The sequence below is a fragment of the Candidatus Polarisedimenticolia bacterium genome (assembly GCA_036004685.1).
Lineage (GTDB): Bacteria > Acidobacteriota > Polarisedimenticolia > Gp22-AA2 > AA152 > DASYRE01.
Window position 1 is genome coordinate 25,660 of record DASYRE010000009.1, and the last position, 16,790, is coordinate 42,449.

The 16,790-nt window shown below is 67.4% G+C and carries 16 protein-coding genes; 5 read left to right on the top strand and 11 right to left on the bottom strand.

The features are described 5' to 3' along the window. The first annotated feature begins 88 nt into the window (after nt 1-88). Genes VGR67_02105 through VGR67_02115 form a run of 3 tightly spaced genes read left to right on the top strand, consistent with a single transcriptional unit; the run spans nt 89 to nt 3,648 of the window. Complete coding sequence (locus VGR67_02105; protein HEV8335194.1) at nt 89-1,294, top strand: GNAT family N-acetyltransferase; 1,206 nt, start codon at nt 89-91, stop codon at nt 1,292-1,294. A gap of 3 nt (nt 1,295-1,297) precedes the next feature. Next, nucleotides 1,298-2,422, top strand: a complete 1,125-nt coding sequence (locus tag VGR67_02110; protein HEV8335195.1) for a GNAT family N-acetyltransferase — start codon at nt 1,298-1,300, stop codon at nt 2,420-2,422. After that, the gene (locus VGR67_02115) at nt 2,419-3,648 is read left to right on the top strand and encodes a DegT/DnrJ/EryC1/StrS family aminotransferase (protein ID HEV8335196.1); all 1,230 of its coding nucleotides are present in this window, start codon (nt 2,419-2,421) and stop codon (nt 3,646-3,648) included. The genes VGR67_02110 and VGR67_02115 overlap by 4 nt, the downstream gene beginning before the upstream one ends. Before the next feature lie 25 nt (nt 3,649-3,673). Here the strand turns inward: VGR67_02115 and VGR67_02120 are convergent, their stop codons facing one another. The 6 genes from VGR67_02120 to VGR67_02145 are packed head-to-tail and all read right to left on the bottom strand — an operon-like array spanning nt 3,674 to nt 8,353. After that, nucleotides 3,674-4,477 (bottom strand): thioredoxin family protein, encoded by an 804-nt coding sequence (locus VGR67_02120; protein HEV8335197.1) that lies wholly within the window; start codon nt 4,475-4,477, stop codon nt 3,674-3,676. Next, nucleotides 4,477-5,349, bottom strand: a complete 873-nt coding sequence (locus tag VGR67_02125) for a DoxX family protein (GenBank protein HEV8335198.1) — start codon at nt 5,347-5,349, stop codon at nt 4,477-4,479. The genes VGR67_02120 and VGR67_02125 overlap by 1 nt, the downstream gene beginning before the upstream one ends. Next, nucleotides 5,343-6,509 carry a glycine oxidase ThiO gene (thiO, locus tag VGR67_02130; GenBank protein HEV8335199.1) on the bottom strand — a complete coding sequence of 389 codons (1,167 nt, stop codon included), beginning with the start codon at nt 6,507-6,509 and terminating at the stop codon, nt 5,343-5,345. Before thiO ends, VGR67_02125 begins: the two co-directional genes overlap by 7 nt. A 39-nt stretch (nt 6,510-6,548) precedes the next feature. Then, a complete protein-coding gene (locus tag VGR67_02135) occupies nt 6,549-6,926 on the bottom strand; it encodes a DUF309 domain-containing protein (protein ID HEV8335200.1) in 378 nt (125 codons plus the stop codon). A gap of 9 nt (nt 6,927-6,935) precedes the next feature. Next, a complete protein-coding gene (locus tag VGR67_02140; GenBank protein HEV8335201.1) occupies nt 6,936-7,790 on the bottom strand; it encodes an amidohydrolase family protein in 855 nt (284 codons plus the stop codon). Continuing rightward, nucleotides 7,787-8,353 (bottom strand): TlpA disulfide reductase family protein, encoded by a 567-nt coding sequence (locus VGR67_02145; GenBank protein HEV8335202.1) that lies wholly within the window; start codon nt 8,351-8,353, stop codon nt 7,787-7,789. Before VGR67_02145 ends, VGR67_02140 begins: the two co-directional genes overlap by 4 nt. 478 nt (nt 8,354-8,831) lie before the next feature. Here VGR67_02145 and betB point away from each other — a divergent pair, with 478 nt between their 5' ends. Next, nucleotides 8,832-10,301 carry a betaine-aldehyde dehydrogenase gene (betB, locus tag VGR67_02150; protein ID HEV8335203.1) on the top strand — a complete coding sequence of 490 codons (1,470 nt, stop codon included), beginning with the start codon at nt 8,832-8,834 and terminating at the stop codon, nt 10,299-10,301. Next, on the top strand, nt 10,298-11,167 hold the full coding sequence (locus tag VGR67_02155) for an enoyl-CoA hydratase-related protein (protein HEV8335204.1): 870 nt from the start codon (nt 10,298-10,300) through the stop codon (nt 11,165-11,167). Before betB ends, VGR67_02155 begins: the two co-directional genes overlap by 4 nt. A 183-nt stretch (nt 11,168-11,350) precedes the next feature. Here the strand turns inward: VGR67_02155 and VGR67_02160 are convergent, their stop codons facing one another. From VGR67_02160 to VGR67_02180, 5 genes are read right to left on the bottom strand one after another with little or no spacing between them, the layout of a single operon-like run. Further along, a complete protein-coding gene (locus VGR67_02160; protein ID HEV8335205.1) occupies nt 11,351-12,607 on the bottom strand; it encodes an ABC transporter permease in 1,257 nt (418 codons plus the stop codon). Beyond that, nucleotides 12,600-13,820 carry an ABC transporter permease gene (locus tag VGR67_02165; GenBank protein ID HEV8335206.1) on the bottom strand — a complete coding sequence of 407 codons (1,221 nt, stop codon included), beginning with the start codon at nt 13,818-13,820 and terminating at the stop codon, nt 12,600-12,602. Before VGR67_02165 ends, VGR67_02160 begins: the two co-directional genes overlap by 8 nt. 2 nt (nt 13,821-13,822) lie before the next feature. Next, nucleotides 13,823-14,506, bottom strand: coding sequence for an ABC transporter ATP-binding protein (locus VGR67_02170; GenBank protein ID HEV8335207.1), 684 nt, complete (start codon nt 14,504-14,506; stop codon nt 13,823-13,825). A 4-nt stretch (nt 14,507-14,510) separates the two neighbouring features. Next, nucleotides 14,511-15,911 (bottom strand): efflux RND transporter periplasmic adaptor subunit, encoded by a 1,401-nt coding sequence (locus VGR67_02175; protein HEV8335208.1) that lies wholly within the window; start codon nt 15,909-15,911, stop codon nt 14,511-14,513. Nucleotides 15,912-15,942: 31 nt separating this feature from the next. Then, nucleotides 15,943-16,671, bottom strand: a complete 729-nt coding sequence (locus tag VGR67_02180) for a Yip1 family protein (GenBank protein ID HEV8335209.1) — start codon at nt 16,669-16,671, stop codon at nt 15,943-15,945. Between the last annotated feature and the right edge of the window lie 119 nt (nt 16,672-16,790).

The following is a 16,790-nucleotide window of genomic DNA, read 5'->3' on the forward strand; positions in this document are numbered from 1 at the left end:
CTGATTTTCAGCCGGCAGACCGGGTTCATATCATGAAAGGTGAACCCGGTGCCGGGGGACCCGGCCCGATCATTTCCGAGGACGCCCGATGGCGCAGGCCACGAGGATGCCCGACTCGAGCATCGCCGGCGCTCGCGACGCGGTCCGGAGCGTCGCGCCAGGGGCCCAGTTGCGCGTGAGCCTGGTGACGGAGCCTTCGGCCTTCCTCCGCCTGAAGAAGGAGTGGAACGCTCTGGCGGAATCGACCCACGACGAGCCCTTCCATCGCCATGAATACGTGCGAAGCTGGATCGAGAGCTTCGCCCCCGGCGCGTCCCTCCGGATTCTCACGGGCCGGGACGAGCGGGATCGGCTGGTCGCGCTGCTCCCCCTGATCGAGCGGCGCTCCCGGCTCCTCGGCCTGGGCGTGCGCGAATGGTCCTCCCCGACGAACGTGCATTCCTTCCGTTTCGACTTTCTGGCTCTGGATCCCGCCGCGGCGGCGCCGTTTTTTCTCGCCCGGCTGGCCGCCCAGAGAGAATGGGACTTGCTCCGGCTCGCCGACGTCCCTCCCCAGGGGAGCGCCTGGCATCTCTATGACGCGGCCTGCGGGGCCGGCTGGCCGGCCGGGATCTATCCGGCGCAGAAGAGTCCCTACCTTCCGCTCCCCGCCTCGTTCGACGATCTGGCCGGCCTGTGGAGCTCGAAATTCCGCTCCAATCTCCGGCGCCGCCGCCGGCTCCTCGAGCGCCGCGGCCGCGTCGAGGTGGAGCGCGTCGGGGCCGGCCCGGGGCTCGCGAAGATCCTCGACGCGTGCTTCCGGCTGGAAGGGCGCGGCTGGAAGGGAAAGCACGGCGACAGCGCGCAACGCGACCCGCGGATCGGCAGCTTCTACCGTTCCCTCGCCGAGCGCAGCGGCGGCTCTTTCTCCTTGTCCCTGCTGAAGCTCGACGGCAAGTTGATCGCCTTTCATTACGGCCTGACGCGCCGCCGCGTCTACTCCCTCCTCCTCACGAGCTATGACGAGTCCTTCCGGGAGTGCAGCCCCGGGCACCTCCTGGTGGAGGAGGTCTTGCGCGACTGCCTCGCGGAGGGCGTCCGGGAGTTCGATTTCCTCGGCTGCGATCTCGAATGGAAGCGGGCCTGGACCGAGAGCTCGCGCTCCCACAGCTGGCTATTCATGTTCCGGAACGATTCCTGGGGACGCGCCCTGAGAGGGGCGAAGTTCACCTGGGCTCCCGCGGCCCGCCGGATGATCGGGTCGTTCTTCCATAGGGGCCCGCTCCTCGGCTCCGCCAGCGAAGGAGGATCCTGAGCCATGCGGGCGCACTCCGCGCATCCCTTGGCGGCGCTCGAGATCGGCGAGGTGAACGATCTGCCCGCCTTCAAGGAGCTGGAGCGCGAATGGAACGCGCTCGTCGAGGCGACCACCAACGAGTTCTTTCACCGCCACGAGTTCCTGCGAATCTGGATGGAGAGTTTCGCGAAGGATGCGCGGCTCCGGATCCTCACGGGACGCGACGCGGCGGGGCGGCTCACCGCCGCGCTCCCCCTGATGCAGCGCTACGGATCGCTCCACGGACTTCCGGTTCGCGAGCTGGTCGCGACCGCGAACAGCCATTCCTGCCGGTGGGATCTCCTCGCCGAAGCGGGAGCGGCGGCGGGCAAGCTGTTCTTCGATTACCTCGGCAACGACGGCAGCTGGGACGTCCTGAAGCTGATCGACGTCCCGGAGGACGGGCAGGCGCATCACCTGGTCCGCGCCGCCCGGAGGGCCGGCTTCCCGGCGGCCTCATGGGAATCGCAGCGCAGCCCCTATCTCGACCTGTCCCCCGAAGACGGCCGGCTGCCGAGGTGGGGATCCGGCCAGCTTCAGTCGCTCGTGCGCCGGCGGCGCCGGCAGCTCCTCGAGCAGGGGGAGCTTCGCCTGGAGCGCCTGACGACGGAGGGGATCAGAGAGGCTCTGAACGAGTTCTTCGAGATGGAGGGCCTCGGCTGGAAAGGGCGCCAAGGGACGGCGTGCGCCCAGGACGAGGACACCGCCCTGTTCTACACCCGGCTCGCCGAGGAGGCGTCCCGGTCGGGCCACCTCTCCTTCTTCCGTCTGAAGCTCGACGGCAGAACGATCGCCTTTCACTACGGATTGACCTACGCGGGGGCCTACTTCCTGCCCAAGCTGGGGTACGACGAGGCGTTCGGGCGGTTCAGCCCGGGGCTCGTGCTGATCGACTCCGTCCTGCAGGATGCGCTGGCGCGCCGCCTGCGCCGCCTCGATTTCCTCGGCTCGGACGACGAGTGGAAGCTGCGCTGGAGCAGCGGGGTGCGGCGCCACGATTGGCTGTTCGTGTTCCGGGACAATGCCGTGGGGCGGCTGCTGAAGAAAGCGAAGTTCGACTGGCTGCCGCGCGTCAAGCGGCTCTGGGAGCTCCGGAGGCCGGAATGAGGGGACCCGATCTTTTCGTCCCGGCGTTCACCACGCTCTCGCCCGGCATGCTGCTCCGCCGCCCGCGCCGGCGGCCGCCGCACCCCTTCTCTTCCTCCTCGGTCCGCTATTTCTATTTCGCGCGCAACGCGCTCTGGCGCCTCGTCAAGATCCTCCGCCTGGAGGGCCGGGAGGTGCTCCTCCCCGCCTATCATCATGGCGTGGAGGTGGAGGCCCTGCTCGACGCCGGCGCCCGGGTGAGCTTCTACCGGATCGGGCGTCGCATGGAAGTCGACCTCGACGACGTGGAGCGGCGGATCCGGCCCGCCACGCGGGCCCTGCACCTGACCCACTTCGCGGGCTTCCCGGGGCCCGCCCGTGAGATGAAGGAGATGGCGCGCCGGCGCGGCCTTTACCTGATCGAGGACTGCGCCCACGCATTGCTGACGCTGGACGCCGGCGAGCCGCTGGGCCGCACGGGAGACGCGGCAATCTTCTGCCTCTACAAAGGGCTCCCCGTGCCGAACGGCGGGGCGCTGGTGATCAACAATGCGGAGCTCCCGAACGTCCCCGAGCCGCGTCCGGCGCCTCTCGCTTCGACCTTCAGCCTCATGGCTTCCTCGCTCCTGAGGCGCCTGGCCCTGCGGGGCGGTAGGCCCGGGCGCGCGGCGCGGCGGCTCGCCCTGCGGCTCGGGAAAGGAACGCTCCGGGCCTCCGGCGTGTCTCCGGTGCTCACCGGCAGCGAGCACTTCAGCCGGGACCACCTCGATCTTGGCATGAGCTCCGTCTCCCTGCGCATCGCCCTCTCCCAGGATTTCGATCGGATCCGCGCCGCCCAACGGCGCAACTACCTTTGCTTGCTGGAGGGCCTGCGCGACGTCTCGGAGCCGCTGTTCCCCCGCCTCACCCCGGGAGTGTCCCCCTTCTTCTATCCCTTCGTCGTCGAAGACAACCGACTCGCCGCGCGCCAGCTCAACGCCATGGGGATCGAGGCGGTGGACTTCTGGCGGGGATCGCACCCCCTGTGCGATCTCACCGAGTTTCCCGAGGTGGCGCATCTGCGGCGCAGCATCCTCGAAATCCCCTGTCACCAGGACATTCCGATTTCCATCTTGCGCCGGGTCGTGACGATTCTCCGCGACACGGCCGGCGACGGCCGCGGGGCCGCGGCGACCTCCTGGCCGGCCGCCGAGCCGGGTCCCGATCTCTCCGCGGCCGACGTGCCGCCCGCAGAGAGCGGAGCCTGAGAGGGCTTTCCGGATTGTCGGGGAATCAGGTGCCGTTGTTGCGCAGGAGCTTCACGACCGCCCCCTCGAAGCTTCCCGCCTCGGGAGGGCCGTTGAGTCGTCCGACTTCCCGTCCATCCTGAACGAGCAGGATCGTCGGCACGCCCTGGATTCCTTTGGCGCGGGCGGCTGGGTCGCTCGGGATGTTCATCGGCAGGGCGACGAAGTGGGTTTCGAGCGAGGCGTTCGCGGCCGACTGGATCGCCTTGATCAGGCGCGGGACCCAGGCTTCGCAGTGGCTGCACCAGCTTCCGAAATAGATCTGGATGTCGGTCTTCTTCGAATACTTGCTCAGGAACGCCACCGCCTCCGCGTCGGGTTTGTACCCTTTGATGCGACTCTCGTAGTCAGGGTCGAACTCGATGATCTCCTCCAGCGTCCGCGGTCCCACCAGCGGCGCCCGCGGGCTGAGGCGCACCTTGCGCCCCTCCGCCTGGAACAGGATCTGCCCCGCGTTGACTTGATAGCTGCAGATTGGATCCGACGGAGCTCCCTTCAGGCTCACGTTTCCCTCCGCGTCCCGGATGACGTTCTGGGGAGGGATGTAGCGGACCGTCTGATCGGAGGTCATGACGAAGACCGGTCCCTTGAGCGCGCACTTCATGATGAGCAGACCGCCTCGCCCCACCAGATAGGTTTCCGGGGCGCGGACCTCGGCGCCGTCCACCTCGACACGGAACGTCGACGTCGGGGCGAGCGGAATGGGCTCGGTCGGCGGGATGGGCATCGCCCCGGCCGGGAAAGCCCAGGCGGAGGCCAATACGAGCGAAATGAGGGCGAATCGGAGCATCAGCGCAACTCCTCGATCTTCGGCGGGCTCCCTTCCCAGATGCCCGCGACCCTTCCCTCCCGGATTCGGAAGAACCGCGGCAGCTTGCGGAAGAGACGCTTCAGCTCCGGGCGGGGAACCGCGACCACATCGAAGCCTGGACTGTAATTAAAGCAGAAAATGATCTTCTCATCCACTTCGCCCCCGTAGAAGGCGATCACGCTCACCCCGGCGCCCGACAGCGCGTTGAGGGCGCTCACGATCTTGCGGGACTCCGTGGAATCCAGATCCAGAAGGGCGGCCAGGTGGTCCCCCGTGCTCAAGTCGACCGGGGAGACCCGCAACGGCAGTTTCTCGATCCCCTGCCCGATCCTCAGGTCGGTGACGAGAGGATCGAGCGGCAGGGCGTAGGCGGTCAGCGACAGGAGGACGGCCGCCGCGAGGGCGGTAAGGACCGGGACGATCCGCCATCGCGGCCCCGCCGCCCGCGGGGGAGCCAGAAAGAAGGCGGCGATTCCCAGGCCGAGAAAGACCGAGTCTTCGACCAGGACCTGGCCGGGGGTCCGCGAAGCGAGGGACCCGAAGCATCCACACCCCTCCACCTTCCCCTGGGACCAGGCGTAGGCGGTCGCCGCCATGAAGATGGCCATGAGAATCGATCCGGCCGCGGCCGCCCATCGGGTGCGGTATCCGGCGAGGAGCGCCGCGCCGAGGACCACCTCCAGGGGAATAAGCAGGTAGGCCAGTGTGGCGGCCGCCTTGCCGGTGAGGATGCCGTAGGTTCCGACCTGCCGCACGAACTCGGCGGGATCGGCCCCCTTGAGGAGCCCGGCCGAGAGGAGCACCAAGCCGAGCCCCCAGGCCGGGATCTTCCGCGCCAGGCGGGTCAGCATCGTTCGGGAAGGACGCCGGGCGAAGGCGGGCGCCGCCGCGGCGAGAAGGGGTCGAGCGGCCGGCCCGCCGCCCCCCGGAGGATCAGATCCGTCACCAGGGCCGCGGTGATCGGAGCCAGGAGGATTCCGTTGCGGTAATGTCCCGTCGCGGCGACGAGTCCCGCGCCCACCCTTCCAAGCACCGGCAAGCCGTCGGCGGCCGCCGGCCTGAGGCCCGACCAGGCGGTCGCGAAGCTCGCGGCCGAAAGCGACGGGTCGATTGCGAGAGCCGCGGCGGTAAGCCGGAGCAGCGTTTTCGGCGTGACCTCTTTCTTGAAGCCGGCGTTCTCGGTCGTGCTCCCGACGAGGACGGTCCCGTCGCGCCGCGGAACCAGATAGGCGTGGCGGGTGATCAGGACGTGCGCTCTCGGGGGGCGCGGCGCGTCGAAGACGATCATCTGCCCGCGGATGGGAACGATAGCGGGCGCCGTTTCGGGGAGCAAGCTCGACGACCAGGCTCCCGAGGCGAGGACGACCTCGTCCGCCTCCAGGATCTCGCCGCCGGCGAGGACGACTCCGGTCACCTTGTCTCCGGCCCTTTGCAGTCCCGCAACCGGCGCCCCTTCCCGGATCTCCGCGCCCCGCGCCCGCGCCGCCATCGCCACCCCCCGCGTCAGGGCACGGGGATCGACGCGCGCGCTTCCGGGGAAATAGAGGCCTCCCCGGATCGCCTGGCCGAGACCGGGCTCCAGACGCGCGAGATCGTCGGGCCCCACCTTCTCCACCGGCAGCCGGGCCTCTTCCTGCCAGGCGCGCTGCGCCTGCGAGGCTTGCTCGTCCTCGCGCGTGAGGTCCAGCAAGAGGCTGCCCGGGGTGTCCAGCTCGGGATCGATGCCGGTCTCCTTCCGGACCCGCTCCACGAACCCGGGAAAGAGGCGGAGCGACTCCATCCCGAGATCAAGCAGCGGGGAGGGGGCCTCCGCCTCGACTTGGGGGCAGAGGATACCCGCCGAAGCGGAGGAGGCCTGCGCTCCGATCCGGTCGCGCTCGACCAGGACGACCCGGCAGCCGCATCCCGACAGCTCCCGGGCGATGGAGCAGCCGACGATCCCGCCGCCGACGACGACGATCCTGGGCTTTCCTGCGTCCTGCACCGTCCCTCCGCATCGCGCGACGCGCACGAGCCTTCCCGGCTCCGGGTTTTCGGAGAAATCCGTCTCTCAGCTCGTCCGGACGATGATTCGGGGAGGGGACGCCTCCATCATCGGATAGGGATCCCTTCCCGCCTCCATCTCTCGGAAGAGGGGAAGGACCTGCGAGCGCAAGTGGTCCAGATCGACCCCGCCCCGTTCCGCGGGGAATTCCTGAAGGTAGCCCAGCGCCGTCCCCATCACCTTGCGGGCGCCGGGAAGGTTCCCCGATTCGAGGTGGTACAAGGCGACCGCAACCTGGATCAGCCCTTTCAGGAAGCGGTTCTCCTCCCCTTCCGTGCCGTACCAGGTCTTCTCCCATTCTTCGTGGGCCTCGAAATAGTCGCCGCGGTTGAAATGCTCCGCGCCCGGCAGGAGCATGGCGGGGCCGACGGGGGAATCGGACACGATCTCTCCTCAGGAATACCGATACACCGCCAGCGCGTTCTCCCGGAGAATCCGGCGCCGCGCCTGCTCCGAAATCGGCAGCTGCCGGATCTCCTCGACGTTCCTCGAAATCGCGGGCACCGAGGGCCCGGGCCAGTCGGAGCCGAACAGAACCTTGCCCGAGATCTCTTCCAGCCGCGGGAACATCTTCAGCACCGAGCGGGGCGGAATCCCCGAAATGTCCATGAAGACGTTCGGGAAGCGCCTCAGGAGGAAGAACGCCGTATCGCCCCACAGCGGCCTGCCTCCGTGGGCCATCACGATCGTGAGCTTCGGGAAATCGACTGCCACGTCGTCGAGGTGGATCGGATCGCCGTAGAGGTTCCTGGCTCCCGGGAAGATCGACGTGCCGGTGTGGAACATCACCGGCAGCGAATGCTCGGCGGCTTTTTCGTAGATCGTCGCGAGTCCCGGGAGATCTCCGTGGCGGTACGCGTTGGGATGGAAGAGCTGGTGGGGAGGATGAATCTTCAGCGCCCGGATTCCCATCTCCGCCAGGCGATCGACGTCCCCGGCCGGATCGGCCGTGAACCGCGGATGGACCGAGCCCATCGGCAGCAGCCGATCGGCGTGCCCCCGGCAATAGCCGGCGACGTAGGAGTTGACCTCGTCGGTGAACCCCATCAGATCGGGGCTCACGTAATTCACCAGGATCGCCTTTTCGATCCCTTCCCGGTCGAGATGCTCCAAAAAGCTTCCCGGGGATCGGGAATACTGCATGAGCGTCTCGAAGTCGGGGTGCCCCCGGCGCATCGTCGCGAGGACGTCCGGCTTCATCTGCTCCCAGGGTTGGATGTGAAGGTGGGCGTCGACGACGCCGCTCACGGGGCGGCCCCGGCGGGGCGGGCCTCTCGGAGGATCCGATCGAGCTCCTCGGAGAGGATCTTCGCTTTCGATTTCTGATCCCCGATGAGGCGCATCAGGATCTCTCCCTCTCCGGAAAACACGTAGGTTTGTGGCAGGGTCACCTCGCGCCCCCCCCGCTTGTCGATCCCCGCGAACTTGTCGATGAAGATCCCGCCTCCGAGCAGCACCGGCACCTTGATCTCCGCCTCCCGGACGAAGGCGGGAACCTTCTCGACCGTCTTCGAGACGGCGTCGGCCGAAACCGCGATGAAGGCGACTTTTTCCGGAGGATACTTCGGCGCCAGGGCGGTCACGGCCGGGAGATCCTTCCGGCAGGGGGGACACCAGGTGGCGAAGAACTCCACCACCAGGACTTTTCCCTTGTAGGCGGAGAGGTTGGTCTCTTTCCCGTCGAGCTCGTTCATGGCGTAGTCGTAAAGACCGACTTCCTGCTCTTCGGCCGGCGCGGCGGGGACGAAGGCGGAGGCTCCGGCGAGGAGGATCCACGCAAGGACGAACGGCGCGGCGCGGCGCGGCGACATGGGTCGATTCTAACGGGGAGAGGCGGACGGGTCAATTTCGAGGGAAACGGCGTGGCTGGAATGAAAAGGAGCGGGCCGAGGATGGTTGCAACGGGGACCCGGTCGTTTATTCACCCCCTAAGGCATCCTCGGCCCGCTTGCGACTTCAAGAAGGTAGCAATTCGAATGCCCGCCCCGAGCGGCTGGGTCAAAAGAAACCACTTCGCTCGCAAGCTTCGCCGGAAGGCCATTTGCGGAATGCTGCCTGCCGGGGGTCGTCGCCGCCCGCCCGCCGCCGGGCGGAAACGAATTCCGGGCGACTTACAAAATCGTCGAGCAGTTACCGAACGGTTCGCGGAGTGGGTCGCGACCCGCCCGCCGAAACCCCTCCGCCTTCTCAATTGACGCCTTCGATTCTCCGCTGCTATGATCCGCCGCGTCGCACGCGAAGCGAACCCGCCTTCCACCGCCCGGATGTCCGGACAGGAGCTCTTTAAACATGCCCAATGAAGCGACCTCTTCCCTTCCCGCCGGGAAATTGTTCATCGGCGGAGTGTGGATCGACGCCCGTTCGGGGCGCACCTTCGAGACGATCAATCCCGCCACCAACCAGGCTCTCTGCCGCGTAGCCGAAGCCGACGAGACGGACGTCGACGCCGCGGTCCAGGCGGCCCGCAAGGCCTTCGAGCAGGGCCCGTGGCCCAAGATGAGCGCCGCCGACCGCTCGCGTGTTCTCTGGCGCATCGCCGATCTGCTGATGCAGCGCGCCGACGAAGTGGCGCGTCTCGAGACGCTGGACAACGGCAAGCCGATCTTCGAATCGCGCCAGGTGGACATTCCGCTGGTCGCCGAGATCTTCCAGTATTACGCCGGCTGGGCCACGAAGATCACCGGCGAGACGATTCCCGCCCGCCCCGGCGCCTTCACCTACACGCTGCGCGAGCCCCTCGGCGTCGTGGCGGCCATCGTCCCCTGGAACTTTCCCTTGCTTCTCGCCTCCTGGAAGATCGCTCCCGCCTTGGCCGCGGGCAACACCGTGATCGTGAAGCCCTCCTCGAACACTCCCCTTTCGGCTCTCAAGTTCGCGGAGATCGTGAAAGACGCCGGCCTCCCCGACGGCGTCCTGAACGTCGTCACCGGCAAGGGCTCGGTCGCGGGAATGGCTCTCGTCCGCCATCCGGGCGTCGACAAGATCGCCTTCACCGGCGACACCCGGACCGGCGTCGAAATCATGAAGAGCGGCTCGGACACCCTGAAGCGGATCACGCTGGAGCTGGGAGGGAAGTCGCCGAACATCGTCTTCGCCGACGCCGACCTGGAGGCGGCAGTCCGCGGCGCGACCGTCGGCATCTTCTACGGCAAAGGGGAGGTCTGCGCCGCCGGCTCGCGACTGTTCGTCGAGAAGCGGATTCACGAGGAGTTCCTCGACAAGCTCGCCGGACGGGCGAAGAAAACCGTCCCGGGCGATCCGCTCGATCCGAAGACCCGCTTCGGGGCGCTCGTGAGCCAGGCCCAGATGGAGAAGGTCCTGCGCTACATCGCCTCGGGCAAAGAGGAAGGGGCGCGGCTGGTGGCCGGCGGCGAGCGGACGGAAGTGGCCGGCCTCAATGGCAACTTCGTGCTGCCCACCATCTTCGATCAGGTGAAGCCCGAGATGAGGATAGCCCGCGAGGAGATCTTCGGCCCGGTCCTGTCCACCCTGGAGTTCTCCGATCCCGAGGAGGCCGTCGCGCAGGCGAACGCCTCTCCGTACGGCCTGGCGGCCGGGATCTGGACGCGCGACGTCGCCAAGGCGCACCGGGTCGCCCGGGCCCTGAAGGCCGGGACGGTCTGGATCAACACCTACAACCGCTACGACCCGGCGCTGCCGTTCGGCGGCTACAAGCGCAGCGGCTACGGCCGCGAGCTGGGCTCCGCCGCCCTGGAGGCCTACACGCAGATCAAGAGCGTCTGGGTCGACGTGGAATGAAGACAAAGGCTGGGCGGGGGGCTGGGCGGCGAGCCCGCGGACAGGGCGGCCGCCGGAGCGCTTCCGCCGCTCGCCCCTCCGAGACCGTCGTCTACCGGGTCGAAGAGGGCGTCGCCTGGCTCACCCTGAACCGGCCCGAGCGCAGCAACGCCCTTTCCGGGCGGATGCGCGAGGATCTGCTCGAGAAGATCCTCGAAGCCGGCGGGGCTGCCGACGTCCGTTGCCTGGTGCTCACGGGAGCGGGCGATTCGTTCTGCGCGGGCGGGGACCTGTCGGTGATGGCCGCGATGAAGGAGGAGGGGGAAGGGTTCGAAGGGCTCGGACGCCTGATGGAGATCGGCGGCCGGATCGCCGCCGCCCTGGCCGCCCTGCCAAAGCCCTCTTTGGCCAGCCTCCCCGGAGCGGCCGCGGGAGCCGGCTGCAACCTGGCGCTCGCCTGCGACTTCCGTCTCGCCGCGGCGAGCGCCAGCCTCGGCGAGACGTTCGCCCGGATCGGGCTGCATCCCGACTGGGGCGGGACCTACTTCCTGCCCCGTCTCGTGGGAGCGGGGCGGGCTCTCGATCTCTGCGCCACCGGAAGGATGGTGGCGGCGGCGGAGGCGCTCGCCATCGGCCTGGTCACCCGCGTCGTCCCCCGGGAAGAGCTTGCGGCCGAGACGCGGGCGTTCGCCCGGCAGTTGGCCACGCTGCCGCGCCGCTCGTTCCTGGCCGCCCGCGAGGCGCTGCGCCGCAGCCTCACCAGCTCGCTGCCCGCCATGCTGCTCTTCGAGCGCCAGGCGCAGGAGCTCTGCTGGGGATCGCCGGACTCCGCCGAGGGCATCCGCGCCTTTCAGGAGAAGCGACCTCCCCGATTCAGCGACCGCTAGCGATTCCTCTTCCCGCCACGCCGCGGGCGTTCACGGGGGCGATCCGCTCCATCTGCTCGAGGACGTACTGGCGGAACCCGGCGCCGACGGCCAAGGCTCGCGTCTCCAGAATCCCATTACACGAGTCGGGTTGACCCGCGGCCGGATTTACGGCCGTCGGGTCCAACCCGGCTCGCTTTCCGGCTATTCGTACCGCAGCGCCTCGATCGGGTCGAGCCGCGCCGCCCGGTTGGCGGGATAGATCCCGAAGAACAGCCCGATGCTGGTCGACGAGACGAACGCCAGGACGACGGACCAGAGCGGCGTGGAGGCAGGGAAATGGAAGATCAGGTCCACCGCCCAGGCGAGGCCGACGCCCAGGGAAATTCCGAAGACTCCGCCGACCGCGGTGAGCATGGAGGCTTCGATGAGGAACTGCCAGAGGATGTCGCGGCGCCGTGCGCCGATCGCCTTGCGAACCCCAATTTCCCGCGTCCTCTCCGTCACCGACACGAGCATGATGTTCATCACGCCGATGCCGCCCACCATCAGCGCGATCGACGAGATGGCGATCATGACGCCGAAGAGGCCCTTGGTGATGTCGTTCCAGAACTTCAGGAGGGATTCCTGGGTCAGGACTGAGAAGTCGTTCGGCTTTCCGAGGCCGACCTTGCGCCGCACCCGCATGAGCTGCGTGATCTCCTCGATCGCGGTGTCCTTCACCGCCGGGCTCCAGGGGACCGAATCGATGAAGATCTCCCCCTTGCCGAATTGCTTCTGATGGGCCGTGTAGGGAATCACCACGTATTGATCCGGATCGCGACTGAACGGGTTCGGGAATTTCTTGAACGTTCCGACCACGGTGTACAGCTCGGAGCCGATGCGAAACTTCCTGCCGATCGGATCCTGGTTCGGAAAGAGCGCCAGCACCGGCCCTTCGGCGAGCACCGCGACGTTCCGCCGGTGCAGAACGTCCTCCCGGGTCATCGCCCGCCCGTCGGCGATCTGCACGTTACGGACGTCCAGGAACGCCTCCGAGGCCCCGATGATGATGAGCGGCTCGCTCTTGCGGCGTCCGTTCGTCAACACCCCGAACGCCGGGACGAGCGGGCAGGACTCCCGGATCGACGGCAGACCGCGGATCGCCGTCGCATCCTCCACCTTGAAGTCCTTGCGGTGCCGCAGCTCTTCCGGCAGGCCCCCCACGAACAGCGCCGGCTCGAACTTCCTCAGGAACAGGATGTGCGGCCCGGCGCCCTGGATGAGGCTCTGCACGGAGGTGTTGAGCCCCCTCACGAGCGCAGTCATCCCGACCACCGCCATGATCCCGATCACGATGCCGAGGATCGTCAGCCCGGAGCGCAGCTTGTTCGCCCGCAGCGTCGCGAGCGCCATACGGAAATTCTCCCAGAGGGCCAGGCCGGCGGCAGACCGCCGGAGCGGCGGGATCGGGCTACTCATAGCGCAGCGCCTCGATCGGATCGAGCCGCGCGGCTCGGTTGGCCGGATAGATCCCGAAGACCAGGCCCACGACGAAGACGATTCCCAGCGCCAGCACGATCGAGTAGGGGCTCATCGACGTCGGCAGCGGCGTGAGCGCCCTGATGAGCAGGCAGAGACCGTACCCGGCGAGGACCCCGAGGATTCCCCCCAGGGTGGACAGGGCGATCGACTCGATCAGGAACTGCCAGAGGATGTGCCGCCGCTTCGCCCCGAGCGCCTTGCGGATGCCGATTTCCTTCGTCCTCTCCGTGACGGAGACCAGCATGATGTTCATGATCACGATCCCGCCGACGACCAGCGACAGCGACACGAGTCCCGAGGCCGCCCCGAAGATGGCCGCGGAGATCTGCTTCCAGAAGCTGGTCAGCGACTCGGAGCTCTCCAGAGCGAAGTCATCCTCCTGGCCGGGCTTCAGGTGATGCCGCACCCGCATCACCATCCTGATCTCGTCCTTGAGCGCGGCGACGGCCGCTTCGTCCGCGCCCTCCACCGGGACGTCGACCGAGTCGAGGTTGCCGAACTGCTTCTGGTAGGCCGAGATGGGAATCGCGACGATCTTGTCCTGGCTCACTCCGAGCACCGCGCCCTGCTCCTTGGCGACGCCCAGGATCGTGTAGCTGGTCTCGTCGATCTTCACTTCCTTGCCGACCGGGTCGGCGCCCGCGAACAGCTTGTCGGCCACCTCGAACCCGAGCACCGCCACGTTCCGCGCCCGCTCCACCTCGGTGGTGGAGAAGAGCCTCCCCCGCTCCACCTCGAAATCGGCGGGGATCAGCACCGGCAGCCCTTGACCCTGGATCTCGACTTCATCGATGTAGCGCTCGCGGAACCGGACCTTGTGCGGGGAGGAGACGTGCGCCCCGATGAAGCGGGCGGAGACGACCGACCTCCGGACCTCCTCCTGGTCCTCCAGCGTGATCCGCCGGCGTTTGCGGATTTGATCCGCCGCCTCGTGGCTCGTGATGATGAAGGGCCCTTTCCGGAGCACAAACAGGTTCGCACCGAGTCCCGCGACCTTCTCCTCCACGTAACTGTTCATCCCCTGGATCACGGAGACAACCGCCACGATCGAGGTGATGGCGATGATGTTCCCCAGGACGGTCAGGAAGGAGCGGAGCTTGTTCGCCCAAAGGGCCTTCAGGGCGATGAGGAGGCCTTCCGAAAAGGGCATGGTCAGGCTTTCTGGCGGACGTCCGAGGCGATCTTTCCGTCGTGGATGGAGACGACCCGGTGGGCCCTTTCGGCGATCGTCTTCTCGTGGGTGACCACGATGATCGTCTGGCCTCCGGCGTGGAGCCGCTCGAAGAGGCGCAGGATCTCCTCCCCCGTCTTGCTGTCCAGGTTGCCCGTCGGCTCGTCGGCGAGGATCAGCGAGGGGTTGTTGATCAGGGCGCGGGCGATGGCGACGCGCTGGCGCTGCCCTCCCGACAGCTCGTTGGGGCGGTGGGTGGCGCGATCCTCCATCTCCACGCCGCGCAGGGCCTGGAGGGCCCGCTCGTGGCGCTCCTCCGCCCCCACGCCGCTGTAGACCAGCGGCAGCTCGACGTTGTGGAGCGCCGTGGCCCTCGGCAGGAGGTTGAAGGTCTGGAAGACAAAGCCGATCTCCCGGTTGCGGATCTCGGCGAGACGATCGTCGCCGAGGCGGCTCACCTCCTGGTCGTTCAAGAGGTAGGTGCCGCGCGTCGGGGAGTCGAGGCAGCCGAGGAGGTTCATCAAGGTCGTCTTCCCCGAGCCCGAAGGGCCGGTGATCGCCATGTACTCGTTGCGGCCGATCTCCAGATCGACGTCCCTGAGGGCGTAGATCTCCTCTCCGCCCACCTCGTAGCGTTTCGTCAGCTCGCGGGTCTGGATCAGCACCGGCTCACCCTTTCCGGGTCTCTTCCCCTTCCTTCTTCTTGGGGGTGTTGTCGACTTTCACGGGGTCCCCGTCCTTGAGGTCCCGGATCGCCTGGTAGGTTCCGGTGATCACCTCGTCTCCTGCCTTCAGGCCGTCCAGGACCTCGAAGAACCGCTCTCCGCTGATGCCCGTCTTCACCGTGACGAAATGAGCCACCCCGTCGCGGACCACGAAGGCCCCCTCCTTTTCGAGCTCGCCGCGTGATTTCTCTTCATCCGAAGCATCGGCGGAAGCGTCGGAGGAAGCCTCGTCGGCTGAAGCATCGGCGGAAGCGCCCGAGGACGAGCCGGCGGTCTGCCGCGCCGGCTTCGGGGAACCCGGACCGGAAGCGGCGCGCACGCCGCCGGCATCCCCGCCGGCGCCGGCCGCCGCCTTCTCCTTCGGCAGCGTCCGGATCGTCATCGATTGGATCGGGACCGCCAGGCTGCGATCCCGGACGGCGGTGACGATGTCGGCCGAGCAGGAAAGGGCCGGCTTGATCCCCGGCACCTTCTCGCGCAGCGCCAGGGTCACGCGGAAGTTCGTCGTCTGTTCCGTCGCGGCGGCGCTCGAGGCGGCCACGGCGCTGTTTCCCACCTTGACCACCTCGGCCTTGAATTTTTTGCCGGGAAAGGCGTCGATCGACACGGTCGCCGGCTGGCCGATCCGGATCCCCACCACGTCGGTCTCGTCCACGTCGATCTCCGCCTCGATCTCGGAGAGATCGGCGATCGTCATCAGGACGGTCCCGGGGTTGTTCATCGTCCCGGTCACGACGTTCTCCCCTTCCTCGATGTTCATGACGGTGATGAGTCCTGCCAGAGGTGAGCGGAACGTGACCTGCGAGAGCATGTGGCTCGCGCTTCTCAGATTGGCCTCCAGCCTCTCGACCTCCCGCTCGGCGGCGTGGGTGCGCGCCGTCTCCACCTGGACGCTGGTCTTCGCCCGATCGATGTCCTGGTCGGTGGCCAGGTCGTGCTTCTTCAGCTCGGTGAGCCGCCGCAGCTCCAGCTGCGACTGGTCCAGGCTGGCGTGCGACTGAGCCAGGGCCGCGTTCCCCGCGGCGATCGAAGCCTTCAGTGCCGCGACCTCGGCGGCCAGGGGCGCCGGATCGATCTGCAGGAGAAACTGGCCTTCGGTGACCAGGTCTCCCTCGGCGACCGCCAGCTTCGTCACCTTGCCGATCGTGCTGGCGCTGATGTTCACCTGCTTCTTCGGCTTGATCTTCCCCGAGGCGGTGACGATCGACTTCAAGCGGCGGTATTCGATCTTCTCCGTCTGGACGGTGACCTTCTTCTTCCGATCGAACTTGAGGTTGACCACGACGAGGGCCCCGACCACCAGGACGACGCCCGCGGCGATGGCGATCTTCGTTTTTCCTGACATCGTTCCTCGCTGTAAGGACGGGTGCGTCCTTTCAGGACAGCACCTGCCAGATGACGGCGATGATCAGGGAGATGGACAGATAGAGGGAAAAGAGCACCGTTGCCGACTTCTTTGTGCTCAGGTTGTTCAGGATTCCCATGCCGATCGAAAGAACTCCCAGCTGCCACAGCACGAAGACGTCGATGCACCGGAAGAACTTGTACGCGAAGGAGGCCTCGTCCAGGAAGGGCAGGAACGCCGTCAGCGTGGTGGAGGCCCTGACGCTCTGCTTTAGATAGATCACGGCCACCGTGACCAGCCCTCCGATCAGGCCGATCAGTCCGACGTGACAGTAGGCGGCGAAGGTCTGCTTGAAGGTCCCCTCCCCCCCCAGGCCGATGCTGAAGATCAGGTAGACGAGCCCGGCCAGCAGGAGCGTGGCGACGGGCGTGAAGACCACGATGCTCGCCGGCCAAAAGTAGCGCGTGACGGCCACCTGCTTGTCGACGGTTTCCGGAGGGATTTGCCGGCCCGCCTTCTCATTCGCCTCCTGCATCTGCTGGCGAAGCGCCGTTGCGCCCTCCGGGGTCACGAAGAGGACGCCGTAGAGGCCCGCGAGCAGCAACGTGACGACGAGAAGCGGAGCCAGCCACGCCGGCCGCCGCTTCATCTCCTCGAAGACTCGGGATGGCGCCGTGAAGATTCCGACGGCCCTCGCCGGGAAGCTCATCGCCTGGCGCGGCTCGGTTTCGGCCGCGGCCTGCACCTGGACGTCCGTCATCTCCCTCCTCCCTCGGGCCGGCCTCTCCCGCGGCACCGGCCGTTACCGGAGAGCCACTCGTGCAAATGTACGCGGGAAGATCGGCGCTGTTTCACAGGAATTTACGGCAGGGTTTCGCC

What these genes read in the sequence shown, in the direction of transcription:
- VGR67_02145 (HEV8335202.1), bottom strand. Translation starts at nt 8,353, where the DNA reads ATGTCGCCGCGCCGCGCCGCGCCGTTCGTCCTTGCGTGGATCCTCCTC.
- VGR67_02180 (HEV8335209.1), bottom strand. Translation starts at nt 16,671, where the DNA reads ATGACGGACGTCCAGGTGCAGGCCGCGGCCGAAACCGAGCCGCGCCAG.
- VGR67_02165 (HEV8335206.1), bottom strand. Translation starts at nt 13,820, where the DNA reads ATGCCCTTTTCGGAAGGCCTCCTCATCGCCCTGAAGGCCCTTTGGGCG.
- VGR67_02175 (HEV8335208.1), bottom strand. Translation starts at nt 15,911, where the DNA reads ATGTCAGGAAAAACGAAGATCGCCATCGCCGCGGGCGTCGTCCTGGTG.
- VGR67_02155 (HEV8335204.1), top strand. Translation starts at nt 10,298, where the DNA reads ATGAAGACAAAGGCTGGGCGGGGGGCTGGGCGGCGAGCCCGCGGACAG.
- VGR67_02110 (HEV8335195.1), top strand. Translation starts at nt 1,298, where the DNA reads ATGCGGGCGCACTCCGCGCATCCCTTGGCGGCGCTCGAGATCGGCGAG.
- VGR67_02105 (HEV8335194.1), top strand. Translation starts at nt 89, where the DNA reads ATGGCGCAGGCCACGAGGATGCCCGACTCGAGCATCGCCGGCGCTCGC.
- VGR67_02160 (HEV8335205.1), bottom strand. Translation starts at nt 12,607, where the DNA reads ATGAGTAGCCCGATCCCGCCGCTCCGGCGGTCTGCCGCCGGCCTGGCC.
- VGR67_02120 (HEV8335197.1), bottom strand. Translation starts at nt 4,477, where the DNA reads ATGCTCCGATTCGCCCTCATTTCGCTCGTATTGGCCTCCGCCTGGGCT.
- VGR67_02125 (HEV8335198.1), bottom strand. Translation starts at nt 5,349, where the DNA reads ATGCTGACCCGCCTGGCGCGGAAGATCCCGGCCTGGGGGCTCGGCTTG.
- betB (HEV8335203.1), top strand. Translation starts at nt 8,832, where the DNA reads ATGCCCAATGAAGCGACCTCTTCCCTTCCCGCCGGGAAATTGTTCATC.
- VGR67_02115 (HEV8335196.1), top strand. Translation starts at nt 2,419, where the DNA reads ATGAGGGGACCCGATCTTTTCGTCCCGGCGTTCACCACGCTCTCGCCC.